The sequence below is a fragment of the Olivibacter domesticus genome (genome assembly GCF_900109575.1).
In the GTDB taxonomy this organism is placed as follows: Bacteria; Bacteroidota; Bacteroidia; order Sphingobacteriales; family Sphingobacteriaceae; genus Olivibacter; species Olivibacter domesticus.
On sequence record NZ_FOAF01000011.1, the window covers coordinates 169488 to 193575 of the forward strand.

Annotated in this window: 11 protein-coding genes; all 11 read right to left on the reverse strand. The window is 41.9% G+C overall.

Annotation, left to right across the window (positions count from 1 at the left end; genetic code table 11):
* Positions 1 to 208: 208 nt before the first annotated feature.
* Positions 209 to 994 carry a rhamnogalacturonan acetylesterase gene (locus BMY50_RS24970; RefSeq protein ID WP_093331221.1) on the reverse strand — a complete coding sequence of 262 codons (786 nt, stop codon included), beginning with the start codon at positions 992 to 994 and terminating at the stop codon, positions 209 to 211.
* Between the two features lie 389 nt (positions 995 to 1383).
* Positions 1384 to 3564, reverse strand: a complete 2181-nt coding sequence (locus tag BMY50_RS24975) for a hypothetical protein (RefSeq protein ID WP_238383886.1) — start codon at positions 3562 to 3564, stop codon at positions 1384 to 1386.
* A 336-nt stretch (positions 3565 to 3900) separates the two neighbouring features.
* Positions 3901 to 7311, reverse strand: a complete 3411-nt coding sequence (locus BMY50_RS24980) for a DUF4450 domain-containing protein (protein WP_202907939.1) — start codon at positions 7309 to 7311, stop codon at positions 3901 to 3903.
* Positions 7312 to 7608: 297 nt separating this feature from the next.
* Positions 7609 to 9033, reverse strand: coding sequence for a glycoside hydrolase family 28 protein (locus BMY50_RS24985; protein ID WP_238383887.1), 1425 nt, complete (start codon positions 9031 to 9033; stop codon positions 7609 to 7611).
* Between the two features lie 17 nt (positions 9034 to 9050).
* Complete coding sequence (locus BMY50_RS24990) at positions 9051 to 10478, reverse strand: pectate lyase family protein (RefSeq protein WP_093331295.1); 1428 nt, start codon at positions 10476 to 10478, stop codon at positions 9051 to 9053.
* Positions 10479 to 10506: 28 nt separating this feature from the next.
* Positions 10507 to 11595 (reverse strand): glycoside hydrolase family protein, encoded by a 1089-nt coding sequence (locus BMY50_RS24995; RefSeq protein ID WP_093331234.1) that lies wholly within the window; start codon positions 11593 to 11595, stop codon positions 10507 to 10509.
* Complete coding sequence (locus BMY50_RS25000; RefSeq protein ID WP_093331238.1) at positions 11592 to 12857, reverse strand: oligogalacturonate lyase family protein; 1266 nt, start codon at positions 12855 to 12857, stop codon at positions 11592 to 11594. The genes BMY50_RS24995 and BMY50_RS25000 overlap by 4 nt, the downstream gene beginning before the upstream one ends.
* Before the next feature lie 283 nt (positions 12858 to 13140).
* Complete coding sequence (locus tag BMY50_RS25005) at positions 13141 to 14646, reverse strand: RagB/SusD family nutrient uptake outer membrane protein (RefSeq protein WP_093331242.1); 1506 nt, start codon at positions 14644 to 14646, stop codon at positions 13141 to 13143.
* A gap of 60 nt (positions 14647 to 14706) precedes the next feature.
* On the reverse strand, positions 14707 to 17949 hold the full coding sequence (locus BMY50_RS25010) for a SusC/RagA family TonB-linked outer membrane protein (RefSeq protein ID WP_093331246.1): 3243 nt from the start codon (positions 17947 to 17949) through the stop codon (positions 14707 to 14709).
* A 457-nt stretch (positions 17950 to 18406) separates the two neighbouring features.
* Complete coding sequence (locus BMY50_RS25015) at positions 18407 to 20218, reverse strand: RagB/SusD family nutrient uptake outer membrane protein (protein WP_093331250.1); 1812 nt, start codon at positions 20216 to 20218, stop codon at positions 18407 to 18409.
* 18 nt (positions 20219 to 20236) lie between these two features.
* A complete protein-coding gene (locus BMY50_RS25020) occupies positions 20237 to 23506 on the reverse strand; it encodes a SusC/RagA family TonB-linked outer membrane protein (RefSeq protein ID WP_093331254.1) in 3270 nt (1089 codons plus the stop codon).
* Between the last annotated feature and the right edge of the window lie 582 nt (positions 23507 to 24088).

A 24088-nucleotide genomic window follows, 5' to 3' on the forward strand; every position in this document is an offset into this window, starting at 1 on the left:
TTAACCTGCGAAGCAAGCTTCATTGCCGTATGAAAACTAACACAACAATGAAAAATCTTCTGACAAAGCCTCTACCATTACTTAGATAGTGCTACCAGAATATTTTGAGGCCAATTTTATATAGCGAATGGTTTCTCCTTCGACCATCTACATTACTGACCTGTATTCTTTGGATAATTTACCCGATAGCCATTTATTGAATATGTGCTTATTTAAGGTAATCTTTTAGATTATTATCCGGTAATTTCTCTATTGTTTCTACAATGATTTCAGCATTTCTTCTTGCACCTTCCAAATTGGTGTGGGTATGATCGCTTGGAAAAAAAGTATTCACTTGATCTTCTCCTATTTGGTTATAATAATCGGCAATCAAATCGTGCAAAGGAATAAAGCTAACCTGTTCGCGAGTAGCAACTTCCTTTGCCCATTTTGGGTAGTTATCGGTATCCCGCTGTAACTTATTACCAATCCATTTGTTACGTGGAATGGGAGAACATACGATCACTTGGGCACCTTTCCTTTTGGCTTCTTTAATAAATTTAGACAAATACCAACCGTAGGTATGTACCACTTCCTGTTGTTTGGTGATGGGATTATATATTTCTTTACTTTCATTACCAAATCCTTTTAAAGTTCCTCTAGCACGGGCAGTATCATCTAACGGACTACTATCGTTATGTCCAAATTGCATGATTAAAAAATCATCTTTCTTTAGTTTATTTAATACTTTCTCCCAAAGCCCCTTCGTGAAATAGGTACGGGTACTGGTGCCGCCCAATGCATAGTTCTCAACAGAAAGTCTTGTTGTATCAAAATAAGTGGGCAAAATACTGCCCCAACCCCATTGACCATTACTACCGTCTCCTTTGCCATTCTTTACCGTCGAATCGCCAATAATGTAAATTGTCGGACGTCTTTCCTTCCACCTGGCCGATAAAAGCCCAATAGCAAGTAACAAAAGGAACAATTTTACTATTGTACTTCTTTTTTTCATTCGTTAGCTTAATATAATTTTAGACAACGATTTAGGAACAACCTAAGAACCATTTAGATAAAGAAAAAAATGATTCCAAGATAATACCATCTACCAATGACGTGTACCTTTTTCCGCAAAAGGTACCCAAAACTCCTGGCTTAAAATCTTCTTTCAAAGTATCTACAATTACTTAGCCTATACTATCCGAAGATTTTCAGGCCAGTTTTTAGCTGACGAACAGCTGTTCCTCCGAATCCTACGGTGCAAAGAAATATGACTAAATCGTCATCAACTGTCCTTTGTCTTGCTAAAAAATGAATTTCAACAGGACTTTACAATTAGCGTATAGGTTACTATTATACGTAAAATTGACATTTATTGCAACCTGTAGTATCCTGTTAATCACATTAAGGCATTAATTTAAATCCTTCTGTTTTTATCTTCCAAGATCCATCTTTTGGAAATCCGGGCAAATCCCCCTGGCTTCCATCCCAACCGCCTGCCATCATCGCAACCGCAGCAAGTACACCGCCATTACCTGGTAAATAAATCCTCAATCTACCATCCTGATAGTTATGTCCATTTTTAAGGTATGTGTTGGTTTGAATATCCATAAACAGTGCATCCAAGGCTTTATCCGGTAATCCTAAGCGTGCAGCATTCATGGCCGTCATAGGGAAATCCCAACCCCAGGTTTTTTCCCACGACCAAGTTTTCCAAACTGTGTCGAGCGTATTTTTCATAATTTCCTTATCTAATTTAGGTGATTCAGGAACCATTCCTAAGGCGCCCAACACGGCCGGATGATCGGTCTTCCATTTGGGGTTTGTATACGAATCTGGAGCACTTTCAGTGGCCAGATAAACATTATCTTGAACAGGTAATGCAGCCAATTTTTGTATGACTTCTTCCCACTTTTTATTTGGTTCCATGCCTGCACGTTTACGCCACTGTTGTGCGATGCGTAGCGCCCAATCCCAGTAGGCCACTTCATATGTAGGGTTAAATGTTTCGGCGGCTTTAAATACTTCCTGCGCAGGGATCACCCCTTTACCTAGATTATAGCGATCTTTTTCTTTATCATAAGTTGGAAATGAAGCCATAAAATCTGCGGTAGCAAAAACTAAATCTTTATATTTCTCGATTACTTTTGGATCTTCTTTATCACGGTAGGCCAATTCAGCCATGTAGATAAAATGGGGTTGTTGCCAAATGAGAAAAGCGGCAACTGAAGAAGGGCTTTCATTTCCCTCATTATCCGACATCTTCTGCCATCGAACGCCTTCGTACCCCTGGCGTTTCGCTATTCCCCTTGCCTTCTCTATGGTATTCGCATAATACCCTAAACTTTTTTCCATCAGCTCTACGCGACCCCATAGCGCAAAATGTACCGCATGCCACCAATGCATCTCCGTATGGGGTTTACCGTACCAACTATTAAATGTCAATCCTGTTTCTTGCGGTGGATAATTGCCGGTACATTGCACCTTGGTAAGATATTCCGATAAGACTACGCGTCTTTCCAACTCCTTCGCTCTTTTGTCGGTACTTCCAGCAAAATCTATTGCAGCTCCACTCATCCAAAAATCAGCCCAGCCTTGGGTGCTGCTTGCCAAGGTTTTGTTGTACAACATCACTTTTTCACTTTCCATTTTTTTGGGAGAAAAAGCTGCACTGAATTCCATTTGTGTTGTATTTTTTGCTGGGTGATACACGAAATAATGCGCTTCTTTCCCAGCGGCAAGTTTACCTTCGCTGAATGCAAGAGTTGTTTCATAACCCGTTCCTTCCAATTGATGAAGGATACTTGCCGATTGCCCATCGCTCATGACAATTTCGGTTTTGTGAAGTTCGGGATGTTCCCAAAAGGTTCCTTCATCTAAAAATTCTGCGGTTGGATAAGGATAACGAATGTAGATATTTAAACGCTCCTCTTTAATCAATGGCGACTGTACCTTAACAGCTATCTGATCCTGTTGTTGGTGTGCCGCAGTATATACGTCTACTACTTCACCTTCCACTTGAAAGGAACTATGAATTTCTCCGGTCCACAGATTCAGTTCTTGATGTATATTTGTTAAATCGTCTGCTTGTGCTAAAACTCCATCCTTTTTGTATAATTCAAAACCAATATTACCTAGTTGCAAGCGGTGGGCATTCTCTCTAAACCAATCAGTCGCCTCTTTATTTCGTTGAGGCTCCTTCCATTGAATACTATACTTTGCATCTCTACCTTCATTGTTGAAATCATAACCTTTCAGCGTTTCCTCAAAACGGTAATTTTTCTCATTTTTAAAACTATCCCAGCCCCATTCTGATTGGGTTCCTAGTGCTACACCATTTTGATAGGTTAATGGGAAAGTTTGTAAACCAGTAACATCTACGGTAAAAGCAAAAGCACCATTTCCAATGGTAAGCGAACTTAGTGAATCAATGGATTCGTTTACAATGTTATGTCTGGTTACAACGGCCTGACGATCAATGGTACCTTCATGTTTATCTTCAGATTGATTGTTACAAGAGATAAGTCCTGTAACTCCTAAAAAAAGGGTCAATAAATAAAGTTTTCTTTTTTGGTATTTAATCATGCTATTTCAGTATAATTTATATTCTTTTCTTTTATTTCTGTTCTTTTCCTTGACGAAAAGAACCAAAACTCAAGACTTCATGATTTTCGCTAAAAATTTGCCCTTACCCACAGCTTAGTGGAGCCGTTCGTTTCACTTCACTTCCTCACTTAGCTTTTTGGCACTTCAATACAAATTTTTCTTAACGCTCATCTCATAAGGTCGATCCCTAAGGCGTGCCGTAGTTTAATACAGTAAGACATAAGGATACATGTTGTCATATTGTTCACGCTCCCCAGTTAATGATTTGAGTATATTTTAATCTCATCACTCATCACTCAATTCATTATTCATTCATTACTCTACTCCACGTTCCAGCGTAACACCCATCAAACCTATCACCACGTCATTAGCAACGGCCCGCACTTCTAAAGATTTCAGTTCCTTGTTAGGATCTAAAGCGAAATCGAGCACCGTAGCTGCACCACCATCAATCGCCCGTTTCGTAAAGCCTTTTATTTCATAATAGCTTCCCTCACCACCACGTATTATTTTGCCTGTCTTTAGGTACACTCGGTAAGGTTTCACAGAAGGCAGGGAAAAGGCATAACCGTCGTCCTCATAATCTTGTTCAATAGGCCACCAATTATCCGGATTTCGAAGCGCTAACACGTCTTTTGTCCCGTCTGCATAAATAACCGTCAACAAACCATTCGTAAACTGGCTCTGCATCGGGTTGGTGGTTCCTGCCATCAGAAAATAAGCATGCCTAGCTTTCCCTCTTAGGGGAACCGTCTTCTTTGTCGGATAATTATCCCATTGCGATGTAAGCATAATATCACTTCCGTCGGCAGCTAATTTTATAGGTACTCCGCTTGGTAATAGTATACGACCCTGTTCTTTGGCTTGGCGTTTTATCCCCTCATCATCTAAAACAGGTTCAATCAAAGGATAGCACCAGTTACCAATACCTTGCCAAGGTAATTGCAGCGTGGGTGCGCTGGGCCGTGGACTCAGATAGCGTTGCTTAAACAATTCCGTCACCTTTCCATTAAAGACTTCCCCTAAATTTAGCATTTCATATTCACCCTTTTCTTCGTTTCGTTCGCTTGAAGTAAACTCATGCTTGTCTATTTCTGCAATGTTTATATCTATGGGCATCCACCACTGTATGTCGGCTTGCTTTAATTTCACAAAGAACGTAGACTTACCTGTATGCTTAAAGGCAAACTGTTTTTCCTCATTTGAATAGTTGGCCAATATTTGTTGCGGATCATAGGTGTCCACAATACGTGCTTCACCCATATTTAGCCTTAGTTCTTTACCTGAGGCTATTTTATTCGGATACGTCAGCGTAGCGATTTCCTTATCAGCCCATTCGATTTCAACCCGGTATTGCTCCGCCTTAGGCAATATCAATTGAAGTGTTGGTTTCCCCATGGCTTCTTCTACCCAGTTCCAAGCCACTTCTTTTCCGTCGACCTTAACACGCCTCACTTCTTTTTTCGTCTTCAAAAGCAAGTTTACATGCATCCTCTTTTGATACTTAGGTTGAATAACATATTGATCAACTAGTCCGACACGCTTAAATGAAAAATTAATATCAGGAATGTCCAGACTGGCCTCTTCCCAGATTTGAGGAAAGCCGGGACGAATGGTAAGCGTATCAGCCAATGCATCTGGATAAATTCCGAACAATCCTTCTACTAAGGTGCGAGCAGCCACTCCAATAGGATCTGCAAAATCCCTGTATAATTCTCCTCTTTGGGCATCGTAAAACGATAGTTGCTGAAAATTACCCGGACTGGCACCTAAGTACATGCTCTCGATGAGGTTGCTCTTCCATAAGGTAAAGGCCTCTTCCTCCCGTCCACCTTGCCAATAAGCGAGTGCCGTTTGGAGATTTTCGGCCAAGGCAACATTGTTAATCGACCAAGTATAGGGTTGCCAATTTGTAGTAGATAGGGTATACAATCCTTGTTCCTGTAATCCACTTGCCTGTATGGGGATCTGCGGAATATGATTATCAACATATTTGAGCGCTTGATATTGCTGAAAAGGTGAGGAAATCCGTGTGTCGAGTGCATGATAGATTGTCCAAAGGCCTGGTTGTTCGTGCGGTAATTGCGCTCCCAATAAATCTTTATATTCAGCATACCAACCTTTATCCCTTAACCACAAATGCTTGTCTACCGCTTCTTTGATTTTCGTAGCCTCCTGTCTGTAGGGTTCCGGATCTTCGCCAACAATTGCTGCCAATCGAGCAGCCATATCAAAGCTTCGATAGTTATAAGCGGACGTGTGCGTTACCCCTCCTCCGCTATATTGCAGCGCATCACTCGCCCAAATGGCACAATAAGCATCATATAAGCCATCACCATCTCGATCGAAATTTCTTTTTTCCCATGCTAAATGTCTTTTGATAGCTGGCCAACTAGCTTTTATAAATGTGGTATCTCCTGTATATTGGAAATGGTTATACAACTGATCAAAAAATACCAGATTCATATCATAATGATGCGGCTTCGTATTATCATTCGGATTTCTCGATATATATCCGCTGGAAAATACAGTCGTTCCCATCTCTTCGAGTTGTCTTGCCAGGTGCCTCGAGGTATCCGGCACTACTGGTCCGTCTCTAGGTTCCAACACCTGCGAATGAAGATAACTGGTAAAATGCAACTTAGCTCGATCATGCCATCCCAAAGGATCAGCCGCATACGCCCCACGCCAAGCATTCAGGCGCATGCGCCAGGCCACTGCACCATGTAAAAAGGTGGGTGATTCCCAGATTGCATCCGCTGCGACAGCCAAAGCCCCACCCAAGGTATTGATATACGGATCCGGTGTTTTTAGCTTTACGCGTCCAGCTAAACTCTGCTGCTTTTCTTCTGCCCTTTGAAAGGTAACCGCTAGCGATTCATCATCTTGTACTACAGTATCCATTGCTTGTTGGATAGAAATATAGATGTTAGGCTGATCCTGCAGTGTATACTGCCCTCCTAATACAGGGCGATCACTTGCCGAACTCGTCCAAAGTGCTGGCAAATTATCTAATTTATTTGCGTCCAGTATTTTCAACGCAGGCTTACCTGAGAAGGCCCCTACCAGCTGTTGCTCTTCTTTTTTCTTATTTAAATAATTTAGGTGGAATGAGCGCTCACGAATGCTAACCGTATTCCCTTCGCAGTGCTCAGGCAACAGATAAAAGCTCGATTCGGGATCGGCACCGATATCACCGGAACGACTGAAATTTTGTCCACTCGCCCCACCATATATCGCCAATAATTTTACAGGCGTAGTAATATCTTCTCCTTCGATACGAAGAATGAGCCCTTCGACAGCTGCCTGAGCCAGTAACCGCAACTTTAGCTGCCCCTTACCCAATAACACGTCTTTGATAACGTAATGCATACTTCCCGGTCGATAGCGCGTTTCAATACTATCTGCATCGATCAGCTTTTTCGTCTTATCGCCACTTATTAACACAAACTGTAAATTTCCACCCATACCTGGCATATACAAAGCAAACTCGGGTAAATCACCTGCTTCCACCCGAAAAGCAGTATTGGTGCCGTAAAACGCTCGATTGAAGCGTCTTTTTCCCTTTACCAAAACAAAATCTTCGCCATCTGGCTTATAATGTACTTCACGCACTAGTCCGTGCCATAGGGGTTTATTTTCATTTTGCTGTGCATAAGATGAATTGCCCGATAAGGTTAAGCCTATCGCCATCGTCAGGAACAGAAAATGTGTGTTTTTTATCATAACTAATTATTTACTTTCTTTCTCCGCGAAAGAAAGTAACAAAGAAAGCTCTCGGCTTAAAACGTTCTTTGAATGTATCTACCACTACTTAGCTTTTGCCACCCGAACCTTTTGAGGCCGATCTTTATTTATATGAAAGTTAATTCCTTCGACTCTCCCTTAACTCACCTCACTTCTTCACTTAGATTTTATTCACCGCCAACAAATTTTTCTTGACGCTCATCTCTTGAGGCCGTTCAGGCCTATACACTAAACCTTGGGTTGTATTCCTCACAACTGGCAACTCACAACGCGCAACTAATCAACGCCTTTCGGTGCTTCCATCATGTTCCCATTTATTTTCACTCCTTCGAACACAAGGTTCTTTACATGATCTACCTTAAAGGGTTCTTTTATTCCTTGGATATCACAGTTTACCATACGTAAATTTGTTACGGGAGATTCTTTGTACGCAGCAACCATTAATGCATACTGCCCTCCTTTTTCTACTCGTAAATTTTCTACCCAAACATTACGAATGGTTGGAATGTGATTTCCCGGTTTTTCATAAAACATATTACACTTAACGGCAGCTTCCCGAAAGGTGCCTACTTGCACATCTTTCATAAATACATTTTCGATGATGCCGCCGCGACTAGAGCTTGTTTTTATTCTTAATACGCGATCTAGATTAGGGCTGTCCATTTGGCAATTGATCGCATAAATATTTTTAGCTCCTCCAGCTATTTCACTCCCTATGACTACTCCACCATGACCATCTTTCATAACACAGTTCTCGATAATATGATTTTCTGCGGGCCTTCCAATATTACGCCCATCTTCATCCCTACCAGATTTTATTGCAATACAATCATCTCCCGTATCAAAATAGCAATCGCGTATCCATACATTTTTACACGCTTCTGGATCACAGCCATCATTATTTGGTCCGCTACTGATTATCTTCACTTTTTCAATCAAAACATTTTCGCATAATACCGGATTGAGGTTCCACATAGGTGAATTCACCATTTTCACCTCTGCAATCCATACGTTTTTACAATTGTAAGGTTGTATAAAGTTAGGTCTAAGGTAATGGCCGTCACCGAATATCCGTTTCTTTGGATCAAGCTCTTGATGCATCATCTCATGTAAGGCATTCCGTGCTGGTGTCTGTTTCCCCAGCTTTTCATTCCAACCGAATTTTTTCGCACCACACCACCACCACCAGTAGTCATTGTTTGAATTACCATCTAATGTACCATTGCCTGTAATAGCAATATTTTCCTCCCCATAAGCATAAATGAAAGATGAATAATTCATACACTCCATCCCTTCCCAACGCGTAAATACGATTGGGTAGTCGGAACTATCTCTACTAAATACAATCGTAGCACTATCCGCTAAATGGAGATTCACATTACTTTTTAAGTAAATGGCGCCTGTGAGAAATTTTCCGTAAGGAACAATAACCCTACCCCCGCCACTCTCGTGACAAGCCTCAATAGCCTTCTTAAAAGCTTCCGTAGCTTTAGTTTTCCCGTCGCCCACGGCACCATAGTCGGTTATCGCAAAATCTTTTGCGGGGAAGCGAGGCGCTTTTATTTGCTGTTTCAGCGCGTTCATTTCTTGCATAGGCTCATTGGCGGAAAGCCAAGTTTTCTCTTGACCAAAACCAGGTGTTTGAAGCATAAAAGTTAAGATAAGGGTCGATACTAATGAAGCAATAGAACGGAGATTCATTTTGTTATAAATTAATGTTATTGTGAAGCTAGTGCATTTATGTAGACTTCGATATTTAAGTAACCAGGTTGCCCACTGCTTGGTAATAATGCATCTGATTGATCATTCGCATTCAGATCAAGTTTTTTTTCCCATACATCGGGAATACCATCACCGTCTGTATCTTTTAACGGCATTACTGCCGGGTAATTCCCCAATCCATCATTGGGTAAGGACACATCCGATTCCGTATAAATATATCGTCCCATCTCTCCTTTAGACCTTACCTCACTGATCATTAACTGATCTACTTCGTCCCTTTGCGGCTGAATAGCACCTGCTTGTTGAGATACATAATCAAATGCCTGTGCTGCCGTCATAGTAGGCTGACTATATGGATAAGGAAAAGCTTGACTCATAAAATTAGAATCAGTCAAACCAGGATACCCTACAGAATCCACTGGAACAAGATCGCCATCGAGCAAACCATTTTTGTTCGCGTCGAAATAATTACCTGCGGCATATAGATAAAAGGTACCGGTGCCTCTTGAAAAAGGTGTTGTTTTAACAGGTGTAAGCGGACCGGAGACAAAATAATTATTTATGACGTTAACTTGGGATATTCCAGCCGAACCACCCATAATGTAAGCATCACCAGAGACGGTATGCCCCATGGGATTATCTAAATTCCCCCAATTGTAAACCACGTTATTGACAAATTCATTATAGCCTTTCACTTTTGGATTTCTCGTTTTATTACTTGTGTAAAGGCTTTTCAAGATACTGATTCTTCCATTACTTGTTTGAATCAGTCCCCCGGCCGAATGATTATGCCGATGAAGTCCTTGCCCGATGATCGAATTTTGAATGGTAATACTATCGGGTTCATAACCTTTATTATCCCAATTTATTGAAAAAACCTCATCTTGCCCCCAAGAGAATGATACATGATCGAAAATCATATTTTTACCGTTGGCTACACCCGAAGCATCATCACTACGAGAAGCACCGCCATTTACACCTAATCTTATTCTTAAATAACGTGTTATCGAATTATTTGCACCCGTAAAGGTCGCTTTCCTTCCATAGAGCACCACTCCTTTTCCTGGAGCTGTTTGACCGGCTATTGTTGTATTGGCGGCCACGCTTAAATTAGATTGTAATCGGATTATGCCACTTACTGCAAAGACAACAAATCGACCAGGTTGACTGACGGCATCGCGAAATGAGCCGGGGCCGCTATCGTTTAAATTGTTAACTATATAAATTGAAGGATTTTCTGCTCCCCGAGCGCCTAGCGCATACTTTCCAAATCCCTCTGCTTCTGGAAAAGCTAACAAGCGTGCATCTTGCATAACCTCGCCTTGTTGCACGGCCATTTTTTCACATGACGATAATACGACAGCTAGCCCTAATAAGCCAATACTTTGCCTTAAGAGCCTGTTGGTGAATAGAATTGGGTTCATTTTCATTTGGTTTATAATGGTTATTTAATTAGTATTCGCATTTAAAAATGAAAGCACTTGATGTTTCATACTTCCCCCCTTGTGAAGCGCCAAATAACCATGTTGGTTTACTGTTGTCGTCTAACAGCAGCATGGGCCGTTCCAATCGCCCATATCGTTTAAGATGGGCTGGTGCTGGGGGTTCGTGTACATAATAGCTTAAAGCTTGATAAGCTATTTGCGGTTCTGACCAATGTACACCATCTTGCGATTCCATTATTAATCCTACATCATGATTAAACACCCCCATATCTCGTGCGATCATTTTGTAAGTACCCCCCTCCCGCCATACAAAAGCATCTTCAAATTGTCGATTAGCCCCTTTTGACGAAAAATCAATTACCGGATTATGCTCATATTTCTTATAAGGTCCTTCCGGCTGATCAGCAAAAGCAAGTCCGTATTTTCTATTTCCCCGTATGGCTCCTTTTGCAGTTTCGTAATCTTTCGTATTCCAAGATTTATAATAAAGCCAGCTATTCCCATCTTCACCCTTCACCCAGGCAGGATTGGTAGTGCAATGATCATCCCAAGCGCCTTCCGCTCCAGGTAATAAAATGGGTGCGTCACTGCGCTTCCAGGGGCCGAAAATTGAATCCGCAATGGCAAGACCAATGCGCTTCGTATTGGTCTTGCCATTCGCATTGCCCATGTAGAAAAGATAATATTTGTCGTCAATTTTTTTAATCAAGGGATTATGACAAGTAGTAGCATCCCAATAACCTGCACCACGTGGCGCCAGCACGGTTTGCAGCACTTCAAAAGGTTGATCAAGCGCCTCCGCTACCGCATGTGCAATTTCGGATCCATTAATCCAGCCGCTCATACCTAAAGACTTTTTCCATCGAGAGAAAAAAACGTGTGTTTTACCATCCGGTGCGATAATCGGGCTATTACACCACACGTAGTAATCTGGGAGTTCTAGTGCTCTGCCAATTGGCACAAGTTTTTTGCAAAAAGCGGATTCACTACCTATTATACTCTTGTCTTTAGCCCAAAGAGGAGCACGCTGTTGTAGAAGAGCTCCAGCTAAAGAGAAAGATAAGGTATGAATAAAGTCTTTCCTTGTATAACTCATTTTTTTGTGTTTCTACTGATTTCAACCGCATAAATTCCTTCGAAGCCTTCAAAGTTGGCTCGAAAAATAACCCATTTGCCGTCTGGCGAATAATGGACATTTGGTTCAAGCTTATAATTATGATGTTTCATATTCACCAGTTTTTCCGACTTGAAATGCCCATCTTCCGGTGTAAAAAGATAAATATATTTCCCATCGGGAGCTTTAGCGACTGCAGAAGGTTCACCGCCATCACCTGCAAACGTTCGACCATCATGCGCCGATGTAAAATGTACCGACCACTCATTCCGTTGCAGTTGATACTTTTTTTCTTCTCCGTTTTCTAAGTTGGTGCCGCCCACATAAAATGTTTCCCCTCTAGGTAGTTGCAAATCAAACCAAATATATTTACCATCTTTACTAAACCATTCATGACCAGCAATTTCCATATCCATGGTTCTCTTATGAATTAATTTAGGTTCCTCTCGCTTTTCTACATCAATAGTCCAAATCCGATCTACTTTATGCCATGGTCCTTCATGACAAAACATTAAAAGCGTTGGATCCGTGGGGGAAAATTGCACGTGGTTCAACCAAGCATTATCCGTGAAGACCTTTTGCAATTGCTTCTTTTTAATGTCAATGGTAAATAAAGTACGAGGAAGCTTGGCCTCATATATTCTATTGAAATATTGGTGTTTTTCGGGGTTCTGTTTAAAGATTTCTTTTTCCTTCTCGGTAGCATAAACACCTCCAAGCAACGTGCCGTCGGCATTTACAGTGGAGATAGATCCCTTGAAATCTGCTGGAAAAACGTAAAGCAATTCTCTTAGCCCAGTTTTTACATCCACCGAAAACACGCTGTCTAGGCATTGATAATAAGCCTTTCCGGTTTGCTTATTTACTATCTCTCCTTGAATATTGGATTTTTCGTGCGTTAACTGTTTTACGGCCAGTGTAGAAAGATTAACCGTGTATAACTGCTTATCCTTCACATTTAGGTTGTAAATTTCCTGCGCTTTCGTTTTCAGTTCACCTACATATCTTTCTTTCTGCCGCTCATTACTTCCATAAAAAACCATTTCATTGCCCACAAAAGGATTATTGTGAAAATAGAAGCTTAAATTAATCCCAGGCCTTCTTACTAGACGAATAACCCGATGATTGGTTGTCTTGTCAATCCATTCATCAGGCATCTGCTGTCCGCCTGTTTCCAGTAGCGGCTGTGCCTTTAAGGCTATCACTTGTGAAAGCAAAAGGATCATCAATAAAAGTTTTTTCATTTGTTTACTTTTTTTTTATGTACCTTTTTTCCGCAAAAAGGTACCGAAAAACTCCTGGCTGCAAATCTTCTTTCAAAGTTAGCCTAGCTACTTAGCTTGTGCTACCCAAAGATTTGGAGGCCAGTATTTAGCTAACGAACAACTATTCCCTCGAGACCTTTCAGTGGTAACGAATACTGTAAATCGTCATCTGCATTCCTTTGAGTTTATTAAAAACCTTATGTCTCAACATGAAAGGCAGCGGAAGACTACTTAACGAATCAACTACTCAACATTTACCCTTTTAATATCCTGCATTCTGTGTATAAACGCCCGGTTTAGCATCAATCTCAGCCTGCGGAATAGGATATAATGTATAATTCAACTGAAACGGATCAATACGTGACTGCACATCTTCTTTTTCTATCCAGTTTGTCATTACCTGCTCTACCAGGCCACTGCGTGTCAGATCATGCCATCTTGATCCTTCTGCAGCAAATTCCTTTCTACGCTCTTCCATTAAGCCCGCCAAGTCAACCTGGCTTGTAGGAGCTAAGCCTGCTCTGGCACGCACGCGATTAACAACCTCATCTACCTCTTGCTGTGATCCAGATGCCCCGTGCAGGGTGCATTCTGCCTTTAACATTAAAATATCCGTAAAACGCCAAACAATGAAATTGATAGGCCAATCTTCCCGATTATTGGGTACGCGTGACAAATCAATGTATTTTTTAAAGAACGAACGTTGCTCCGCAGCTCCATTGAAGACATAACCTGTTTGAATCGAAAAGCTTTTGCGTATATCTCCCGGTTCATAAGCATTCAACAGATCGTTAGACACTGGCCTAATGGTAAGTCCGCCCTGATTAGGATGTCCATTGGCATTGAACCAGGTGTCTGGCGCTAACAACCAAGCAAAAGTACCTCCCGCCACGGGATTCTGTCCTGTTGTATACTGGATGTCGAATACGACTTCACTGTTGTATTCATTGTCATATGAAAAGATCGATGTGTAAGCACCAGCACCTTCTAGGAAGTGATATTCTCCTGAGTTAATCACTTCATCGAGTAAGGAAGCTGCCTCTTGCCAATCGTTAGTGGCTAAACCAGCACCGTTCACCCCTAAGTTAGGCCCCGAGCGCGTCATGTATACCAAGGCCAACAAGCTACGTGCTGCCGCATTCGTTGCGCGGCCTCGATCGACACCTGCATAAGCGCTGTTAGCTGGCAACAATGGAATAGCCGTTTGGAGGTCAGCAATAATAAAATCATAAATCGCCGCAATATCACTTTGCGGAATAGCAGCCGCTTCACTAGCGGTAATGACGCGATCAACCAGCGGAACCCTTCCGAACCAACGTAGCAAATCGAAATATAAGAAAGCCCGTAAGAATCGGGCCTCCCCTTGCAGTCGACCACGCAACGCTTCATCTGTTACGATGCTTCCATTTTTCTCCAATTGCTCGAGTAATACATTGGCGCGATTGATACCATTGTAATTGGTTAACCAAGCCTCTGCAACATAAGGGTTGGCCACCAGGTTACGATGAAATCCGTTAATACCTTCCCAATCCCGCACGCCACCATCAGATACGGCATACAAATTATCGGAGCGCGTTTCCGACAAATTCAACTGCCGATCAGGATAACCCCGCAAAGTTGAATATATAGCATTTGCACCTTGAATAAAATCGTTTGGAATAGCATAAAAAGTTTCCGTTGTAGGGTCGGAAATAGGTTGTTGATCGAGCTCCTTTTCACAACTTGTGAAGATCCCGAGAGCCAAAAAAGCTAAAAAAATCTTGTTCATCACCTGTATATTTTTATAAAATGATTGTCTCTATTTCTATAGATAAGCTTCAGCCTATCATTAAAAGGTTACGTTAAGTCCAAAAATAAGCGACTTAGGAATTGGCAAACCACCGTAATCACCCGCTTCCGGGAATTGTGTACTGCCACTTAAGTTGGTATTCGTTGCTTCCGGATTAAAGCCTCCGTCATATTTGTCATGGCCGAAGAAATTCTCCGCCGTTACGAAAACCCGCGCGCCCTTAAATGTTGTTTTTGGTATAACCCGTCCCAAGTCATATCCCAAAGTAATATTGCGTACGCGTATATAATCTGAGGGATAAAACCAATCCGTATTCTTGACACGGCCAAAGGTTCCGGTGGTTTTTCCCACTTCACCTGCTCCAGGATCTTCAGGCGATCGCCAGCGATCACGCCAACTGCCTAATACGTTGTCGACAAGGCCTGTACCTGTTCTATTAACAGCCCGACCAAATAGGGAGTAGATACCGCCACCCCACTGTCCTTGCACCAGTACGCTCAGATCAAAACCTTTATAACGAAAAGTATTGGTAATACCCCAGGTATATTTCGGGTTTGGCTGACCTACAATAACACGGTCATTTTCGTTAATCACTCCATCGCCATTCGCATCAAAATATTTGGGATCTCCGGCCGTTTGATTTCCGAATAAGGGAACGCCATTATCAATGTCTGCTTGCGACAAAATTCCCTCTTGCCTGACAACGTAGATGCTATACATCGGATCGCCAACACGAAGGATACTATGTGAAATATCGAAAGAAGACGGAATCAGGATTTGTGATTGTCCATTCGGCAAGGAGATCAATTTATTGCTATTATGACTAAGATTGAAGGATGTGCTCCACTGAAAGGCATCAGCAGCACCTGTTATATTTTGGCTGTTGATTTCCAATTCCCAGCCCCTATTACGTACACTTCCAGCATTATCCAATGAGGAGGCAAAGCCTGTAATCTGCGATATCGGCACATTCAACAATAAACCGGTACTCTTGCGGTCATAGTAATCAACCGTAGCAGTAATCCGGTTGTTGAGAAAACCAAGATCAACCCCTACGTCAAAGGTATTCGACTTTTCCCAGGTTAGATTCGGATTATAAATACCGCTTGGTGCCAGACCTGTCACGAGTTGGCCTCCCAAAGAATAAGCGTAGTTACCTAACAACGATAAACTACTATAGTCGCCTATATTGTAATTACCCGATTTACCCCAACTGGCCCGAAACTTTAAATCGCTCAAGGTACCACTGATTCCTTTCATAAAATCTTCCTGAGAAACGCGCCAACCTACAGAAGCTGATGGGAACCAACCCCATTTGGTATTCGCACCAAATCGGGAAGAACCATCACGTCTTGCAGAAACACTCAATAGATATTTATCCTGGTACGCATATTGTAAACGCCCAAAATAAGAAAGCAATACATTTTTCGTTTCGGTAGTATTTCCAGTTACTCCAAGTGCATAATTCAAGGTGGTAATGGTGCTGCTTCCATAGCCATTTTGTGAAGACATAGTAGCGTTATCCAATTTATCCGAATTATAAGAAAATCCAAGTAACGCAGAGATGTTATGATCTTCGGCTAGCGTTTTATTATAACTTAAGGTATTTTCGTTTACCAGTGTTTGTCTTCTAAAGGTACTATACGTTCCAGAGGTACGCTTCGTTAGATCCGACTGTCTATTTGGTAGGCTACCAGTGATTGTAAATGGGACATAACGTTTAAACGTGTTATCGACATGATCCAAATTAAGAGTCGTTTTAAAATTCAGTCCGTCAATAAGCTGATAATCTGCAAATAGTGAACCTACCGTCCGAAACCGTTTGGTAGCAGCCAAGGTCTGTTCTAATTTCCCAACAGGGCTATTGGCTGAGGTGCTCCAGCGATACTGTGCATTGTCGCCTACATTCGGATACAAGCCGGCGCTCGCTTCCTGTACTGGTGTAAATGAGACTAATTGATGTAAAATATTATCTTTTCCTTCAATACCAGGATCGTTATTGATAGAATAGGTTGGTGTTAAGTTGATACCGAATGTGAGCTTATCATTGGCTTTCACTTCCACATTAGCGCGGGCTGAATAAGAGGTAAAATCCTGTTCTTTTACCATCCCTTGTTGCCCATTATAATTACCCGACACATAATATTTTACGGCATCTGTACCGCCGCTAGCTGACAGCTGATAATTCTGTACTAGGCCTTTTCGGAAAGTCTCATCTTGCCAGTCGATCATATTCAGTCCAGGATAACCGGGCTGTAGCCAACGGTCGTCAATCATATAATTGGTATTCACCTGATCTGCCGTCAACCCTAATATTTGTCGTCTCTCCTCAGATGTTTGATTGGCTGTTCGGCCTGCACCGGAAGTTATCCATTGGTAATCGATCATTTCGATAGCCCGATCGATCCATTCTGGTCCACTTAACATATCGAGTTTTTTGCTCCGCTCATTATAGCCCACATAAGTATTCAAATTAATCGAAGGTTTTCCGGATTTTCCTTTTTTGGTGGTAATGATAACCACTCCATTTGCTGCCCGTGAACCATATATGGCCGCTGATGAAGCATCTTTCAGCACCTGAATGGACTCAATGTCATTCGGATTAATATTATCCAAGGGGTTCCCTGAGGAATAGCCACCGTTTGCATTAGGTGTTGCTCCCGAAAGAGGGAAACCATCCAAAACGTAAAGCGGCTCGTTCCCAGCAGATATAGAACCAACGCCACGTACCTGTACACTCATTCCCTGCCCAGGATTTCCCGTCGTTTGCTTTACACGAACACCTGCCATCTGCCCGGTCAAAGCCTGATCGACGCGTGGAAGCGGCCGTTCGGCCAATTTTTCGGTATTCATAGAGCTTACTGCTCCCGTAATATTTCCACGCTTTTGTTGTCCATATCCCACTACTACTACTTCATCCAAACCCTGGCTGTCTCCCTCTAGAGTAACATTTAAAACAGGACCTGTAACCGCTACCTCTTTTGATTTATGTCCAACGAAGGAAAAAATCAAGATTTCATTCTGCGCAGCTTGAATGGCAAAATTTCCATTAGCATCCGTGCTCGTTCCACCCTTTTTCCCCTTTACAAGCACCGACACTCCTGGTAAGACCTGCCCATCCTGAGCACTTACCACTTTTCCCTTTACCGTTTCCTGTGCCCATAGGCTAATTGGAAAACTAAATAACATCAGGCACAAGAAAAACCACCCAATCCCTCTCTGTATTACAAGTGCGTGTACTTGTAGTCGCCGTGTCTGGTTTCTTTCTGATTTTTGGTTCATATTACACATGGTTAAAATAATTATTTACGTAAGAAGCCGATAAACTTCTTTAGCAAGCCTGTTTGTTGTGTTATCTGCGTATCTTTTTATGCGAGTTATTTACCCTTTGGTTAGCTTGATGGTCTTATAGGACGTTCTTTGCTAGTTACAATATTAAAGAGCCCGAGAATCGCCTGCATCCTGTGGTGTCCTGTTTAAAATAGGCAACACGCTATAAAAATCAATCACAGGCACTTTAAAGGCATCTTTTAACTTTAAATTAAACTACGCAATCGATTCCGGAATCGCTGAGTGCTGAGACGTCGAAGTAGTTCAGTAGGATTAACGAATTTAGCGCACAACTGGCAACTAATAACCAGTAACGAGTAGCCCGTTTAAGTAGTATTGTCCTTCGTTACTACGAACAACGAATAGACTCACAACTGGCAACCCGCAACTGGTAACTAATAACGAACAACTAATAAAGCGGATGCTGTTGCCCTTGAAGGCCTGGATTGTCATCAATAGTGGTGGCATTTAGCGGTAAAATTTCCACCTTATTTTTCTCAAGCCCCCTAAACAAACCCATTATCCACGTGGAAGTTTCATCTGTTCTATTACCATTAAATAGCGATACATTGCTATGCATTTCCAATAGCGTGTAACCCTCATTTTTTAGCTGTTGCTCTTCATCTGCTGTTGGTGCATTTTTATAACCAATAAAAGGAACGGCGACTACCGGGTCGAGGAAAGATTTTGCTTGTTCTTTTTTATACGCCTGATACTTATCGATGCCAGCATAAGGTCCCTCAGATTTTGCTAATTGAATAAGCTTCTGTTTTGTCTCACTGAGCGTTTCATATAAGACACCCCATCTTGCCAAATCCGTCCGACGCCAGCCTTCAAAACCAAGTTCCAATTTCCTTTCGGTCATAATAGCCTTTCTAAAATCCTCATAACTACTGGGTGTGGTGCCCATTTTAGATCGGTCATTGTTAAAAGCGCGCAGCCTTACTTTTTCATACAGCTCTATAGCGGTTGCCGTTGGCCCGTGGTTTACCTCATTTTCTGCCTCCGCATACATTAATAAAACATCGGCATAACGCAGTATCGGCCAATTAATGTCGCGCTTATTAATGGCTGTTCCGATCTGTGCCTTCCAGGTTACGCGGAACTTGCCAATGGTCATACCGGAAAAATTGTTCATTTGCCGCGTATTATCGTTCGCAATACTATAGTTACAAATAGCCACATCCCTCCTTGTATCCCCCTCATTGAAATCGAAATAGTAGGTTGGCAATGCACCCATTGCGGGCTGGGCCTTACCGAACATACAATTTGTATGCGCAAACATCCCATTGGTATAGCCAATCGACGCATCATTACTATTGTTGCCATACTGTCCATATTCCAGCATCGTTTCCGGATTGTATTGCCCGTTCACAAGATCCCTAAAAACAGTTTCGTAAGCTATCAGGTTATTCTCGCCACGGTCTACAATTGCCTTACAAGCATTTCGAGCAATTTCATAGAGTTGACCAATTCGATTAGCATCACTACGTTGTGCGATCGTTACAGAGCCAGGTGCATATGAATTCAAATCCCAGCGCAGCGAATAGCCTGCGGCATATAAAGCCACCCGAGCTAATACACCATAAGCAGCATTTTTAGTAAAACGTTCTGGAGTAGTTACCCCTCCTTCGCTTTTCCATGGTAACAAATCGATCGCTTTTTGTAGGTCATCGATGCATCCATCCAAAATTGTATCACGACTTACCCGCGATGAATTAAAGGTACCCGCATCCACCACGGGGATCTTTGGATACGGTACATCACCGAAGAATCGCACAACATTCAGCATATTCATGGCCCGTATGGCATACGATTCACCCAGTAACATGTCCAGCTTACGTTTTTCCTGCTCGTTGCCAGCTTGCATCTGCGGTAAATTTTTGATACATACATTGGCATATTCTACCCCTGCATACATAGCAGTATAGGTAGAAGTTGGAATATTGGAAGTATTATACACATAATTAGCTACTTGATTTTTCGAATTGGTTTCCCCTTCAGTGGAAAAACATTCATCGGTACCCATCCCAAACTGATAATATAACTCTCGGTTGAAGGTGCTGCTATAAGCGCCAAGCACTGCCATTTCTGCGCGTGACACATTTTCAAAGATCGTTTCACTGTCGAACTCTTTTTCGGATGGCATCTCAAGCCATTTCTTACAGGAGGACAGTGCCACAATGCTTATTAAAAAGAGAAGCTTTATATTAGTTGTCATAATTTTATTCTTTAAAAGTTAAAAAGTTAGGTTAGCGCCTAAAACAATGCTTTTTATTCGCGGATAAGCCGAATTGTCCACCCCCCTCGTTAAGATGGAAGAAGTGGCAGAAACTTCCGGGTCATAACCCGAATAACCGGTGAACGTGTGAATATTATTAAGTGTACAATAAACCCTTGCATTATTTATGAAGGCCTTATTTAACCAGCTTTTAGGTAAGGTATATCCTAAGGTGATATTGTTTATGCGTAAGAAAGATCCGTCCTCCAAATAATAGTCCAGCGCATCCGTAATCGCAATATTATTCGGCGAATTAAGACTCCACATCGCTTTTCTGTCGTATTGACCTGGGTTTAATTCGGCTAAGCGTGCCAGGTCTGTCGTTTGTTTTCCAGTATTAGGGTCGATCAACGTAAAACGATTGTTCATGACCGATAGTGAATTCTGATTTGGTAAATAAGGTCCGATATAGCGTTGAGAGTTCATATTGAACACTTGATTGCCATAGCTAAAATTGAGAAAAACACTTAAATCGAATCCTTTATAGGCGAAAGTGTTATTGATACCACCAAAATATTTAGGCTCCGGACTGCCGATGACACTGCGATCGTTGGTAGACCATACCGGATTGCCATCTGCATCAGTCTCCCCACTCAGTGCAACATACTTCACATCCCCTGGTTTTACCGAAGACCGCGCCTTCCCTTTTAAAGAAGCTACCCCATCTTTTAAAGCGTAGCTTCCATCACTATTTTGAACGAAATCGTCTGTGGTATATAGGCCATCATATTTATATCCATAGAACAAGCCAACTGTATTATTCAATTCCGTCCAAAAGTCCACACGAGAGCTTAGATTTGTTCGCATGTAATCCCGATCGCCCCCAAAGAGTGATAATACTTTCGACCGATTGAAAGAAATATTCAGACTAGTAGTCCATTGAAAATTATTTGAGCGAACGTTCACGGTATTCAACAAGAATTCAAATCCTCTATTCCTGATTGAGGCAACATTCTGGTTCTGGCTGGTATACCCCGTTGAAGTTGGTATAGCTACGCTTATCAGCAGGTTTTTGGAGATATTGTTATAATAATCGGCCGTTAATGACACTCTATTCTTAAACATTGAAAGATCTAAACCGATATTCGTTGTCTGCGTTTTTTCCCAGCGCAATAATGGATTGCCCAATTTACTCGTAGGTTTTAAACCGTTTACCTCCACACCATTGATGGCATAGGTAGTAGACTGATATAAGGTATTATAAGTGTTATTACCGATATCACAATTACCGGTGGTACCATATCCAATCCGCAACTTCAACTGATCAAAAAAATCCATGTTTTCCATGAACTGCTCCTGATCGATATTCCAAGCAGCCGAAGCAGAAGGCAGTGTGCCCCACTGTCTTCCCGGCATAAACTTAGAAACACCGTCTCGCCTAATGGTAGCCGTTAACAGGTAACGGTCATCATAGTTATACATCAAACGTGCAAAGCCCGAAACCAAGCCATAACGCGATTTATCAGAGGTAGGGCGGTCTATTCGCCCCGCCATACTGACATCGTTCAGACCGAAGTTATTTTCGGGGAATTCATAATAGGTATTGTTTAGAGCCATTGACTCTTCATAGGTCGTTTCCTGTCCCAACACTGCATTAAAATGATGTTTATCGAATGATTTTTTCCAAGAAAGCGTATTAACAATCTGCCAAATAAACTTTTCACTATTGTTCCGACTTCCATAAGGCCCCTTGTTATTCTGTGCTGTTCTCGTACGACCATCATCCCAATAGTCACTACGCGTCTGCGTCCATTGGTAACTTCCTGCAGACCTAAATGTAAAGTCTTTTAAGAAATCGATGTTGAGTCCTATATTAACGCCAGCTAAGCGGGCATACTTTGTTTGCGTAACCGCATCATTCGTAATGATCGGGTTATAAATATCGTATTGTGAATCTTCGGCTTGTAACTCTTCCGCAATATCACTTTGAATAAGTTGCTCATCTGTAAACCTAACACCCCCCGTAGCAGGTTGTAAGACGGACATTTTAAGCATTCCACCCAAGGAACCATCTCCAGCTGTTTTTGTAGTTTGCAGGTTAGTATTAAAATCCACGCTGACTCCTTTTGCCAGCTGCTGATTCAATTTCGCACGTACGCTATTTCTTTCATAACCCGTTTTGGCCAAGATACCATCCTGCCCGGTGAAATTATAGCTGATCATGAATTTCGTTTTATCCGAACCGCCGTTGACGTTTACATTGTGATTCTGTAAAATTGCCTGATCGCCGAAAACCAACTTTTGCCAATCAATTCCTTCGCGCGAGCCGTAATCGCGAGCGATCCTACCATAAGCCCCCATGTAGAAGTCAGCACTCGACACGTCGCCGCCAAACATATTAGCCCATTGGCTTTCTTTACCTGCGAGCGTTTGGAATTCATACTGGTATTTTACATATTGTTCCGTATTGAGCAGGTCGAGTTTGTTACTTAGTTTTTCAAAGCTGAAATAGGTATTATAGCTTACTTCGGTTTTGCCAACTTTACCTGATTTTGTCGTAATTAAGATGACCCCATTTGCACCACGAGCGCCGTATATGGCCGTAGCCGATGCATCTTTCAATACTTCAATTGATTCGATGTCATTAATGTCGACGTTACGCAAAGCATTTTCCATTTGAAAGCCATCCACAATGTAGAGCGGGTTGGTCCCTTGTGTAATAGAAGTTCCACCACGTACGGTTATATTGATATCAGCTCCGGGGGCTCCACTTTGGGTTACGACATTGACGCCTGCCACCTTACCGGTTATTGCTTGTGCCGCTGTTGTAACCGGGATATTTTTGATATCATCGGCTTTGACGGTACCCACTGCGCCGGTCAAATCTCTTCGCCTCGCCGTTCCATAACCGATCACCACCACCTCATCTAACCCTTGGCTATCTTCGTCAAGTTTCACCGTAGACACCTCACTAGTGGAAACTTCTTTACTTTGGTATCCTACAAAGGAGAAAAGGAGTATTGCATCTCCTTCAGCCTGTAAGGTGAAATTACCGTTCGCATCCGTTGTGGTACCTCCTTTTTTTCCTTTAATTAAGACCGATACACCAGGTAATGATGTACCATCTTTACTGCTAATGACTTTCCCGCTGATATTTTGCTGCGCATGTGCAACTGAAACCAGGGTGCAAAACAAAAGAAATGCGGACAAGCCATACCGCCAAGAAACCTTCCTCGGCTGCGATAAGAATAGTTGACACGCATTTTTACTGGTAGTTTTTAGGTTCATAAGTTTAGTTTATTAGGTTTAACATTATCGAATCAGCGCATTAAGGCCGGTTCATTCATCTGCATAACAAATACTTGCTAAAATCGAATATTGGTTAGTTTAGTTTTATTAGGTCTTTGTTAGCTGCTGCAATATTAATAGCTAATAAGAGGATACCGTCCTGCTGTGTCCTGTATGGGATGCGAAAAGGATTGCAAAAAAATAGTCTAATACGATCAAGAGGTCGTTTTTTAACTTTAAATTAAACTACGCAATCGTTTCCGAAATCGTTGAGTTGTTGAGTAGGGAATTAGTTAATTAGCCGATTAGCCAATTGTTCATTAATGTTCGTTCAGTTCAAAGGCATTCATGAGCTCATTGCACTCGGTTCATAAGCACTCCCGAGTCGTCGGGGTCGGTTAGTCAATGAGTGAATTAGTTAATGAGTTGAGTTGCTAAGTAGTTAAGAGGTTAAATAGTTAAGAGGTTAAATAGTATTACGCTTATGAACGTTATTACGAATACTAACAACCAGTAACGAGTAACTAATTCAGTTAAGTAGTATTGCCCTTACAAACGTCATCACTAACGAAGAATAACTAA

Bases quoted from the DNA above. Each gene is read 5' to 3' on its own strand.
- BMY50_RS25005 (WP_093331242.1), bottom strand. From the start codon at position 14,646: ATGAACAAGATTTTTTTAGCTTTTTTGGCTCTCGGGATCTTCACAAGT.
- BMY50_RS25000 (WP_093331238.1), bottom strand. From the start codon at position 12,857: ATGAAAAAACTTTTATTGATGATCCTTTTGCTTTCACAAGTGATAGCC.
- BMY50_RS24970 (WP_093331221.1), bottom strand. From the start codon at position 994: ATGAAAAAAAGAAGTACAATAGTAAAATTGTTCCTTTTGTTACTTGCT.
- BMY50_RS25020 (WP_093331254.1), bottom strand. From the start codon at position 23,506: ATGAACCTAAAAACTACCAGTAAAAATGCGTGTCAACTATTCTTATCG.
- BMY50_RS25010 (WP_093331246.1), bottom strand. From the start codon at position 17,949: ATGAACCAAAAATCAGAAAGAAACCAGACACGGCGACTACAAGTACAC.
- BMY50_RS25015 (WP_093331250.1), bottom strand. From the start codon at position 20,218: ATGACAACTAATATAAAGCTTCTCTTTTTAATAAGCATTGTGGCACTG.
- BMY50_RS24980 (WP_202907939.1), bottom strand. From the start codon at position 7,311: ATGATAAAAAACACACATTTTCTGTTCCTGACGATGGCGATAGGCTTA.
- BMY50_RS24990 (WP_093331295.1), bottom strand. From the start codon at position 10,478: ATGAACCCAATTCTATTCACCAACAGGCTCTTAAGGCAAAGTATTGGC.
- BMY50_RS24995 (WP_093331234.1), bottom strand. From the start codon at position 11,595: ATGAGTTATACAAGGAAAGACTTTATTCATACCTTATCTTTCTCTTTA.
- BMY50_RS24975 (WP_238383886.1), bottom strand. From the start codon at position 3,564: ATGATTAAATACCAAAAAAGAAAACTTTATTTATTGACCCTTTTTTTA.
- BMY50_RS24985 (WP_238383887.1), bottom strand. From the start codon at position 9,033: ATGAATCTCCGTTCTATTGCTTCATTAGTATCGACCCTTATCTTAACT.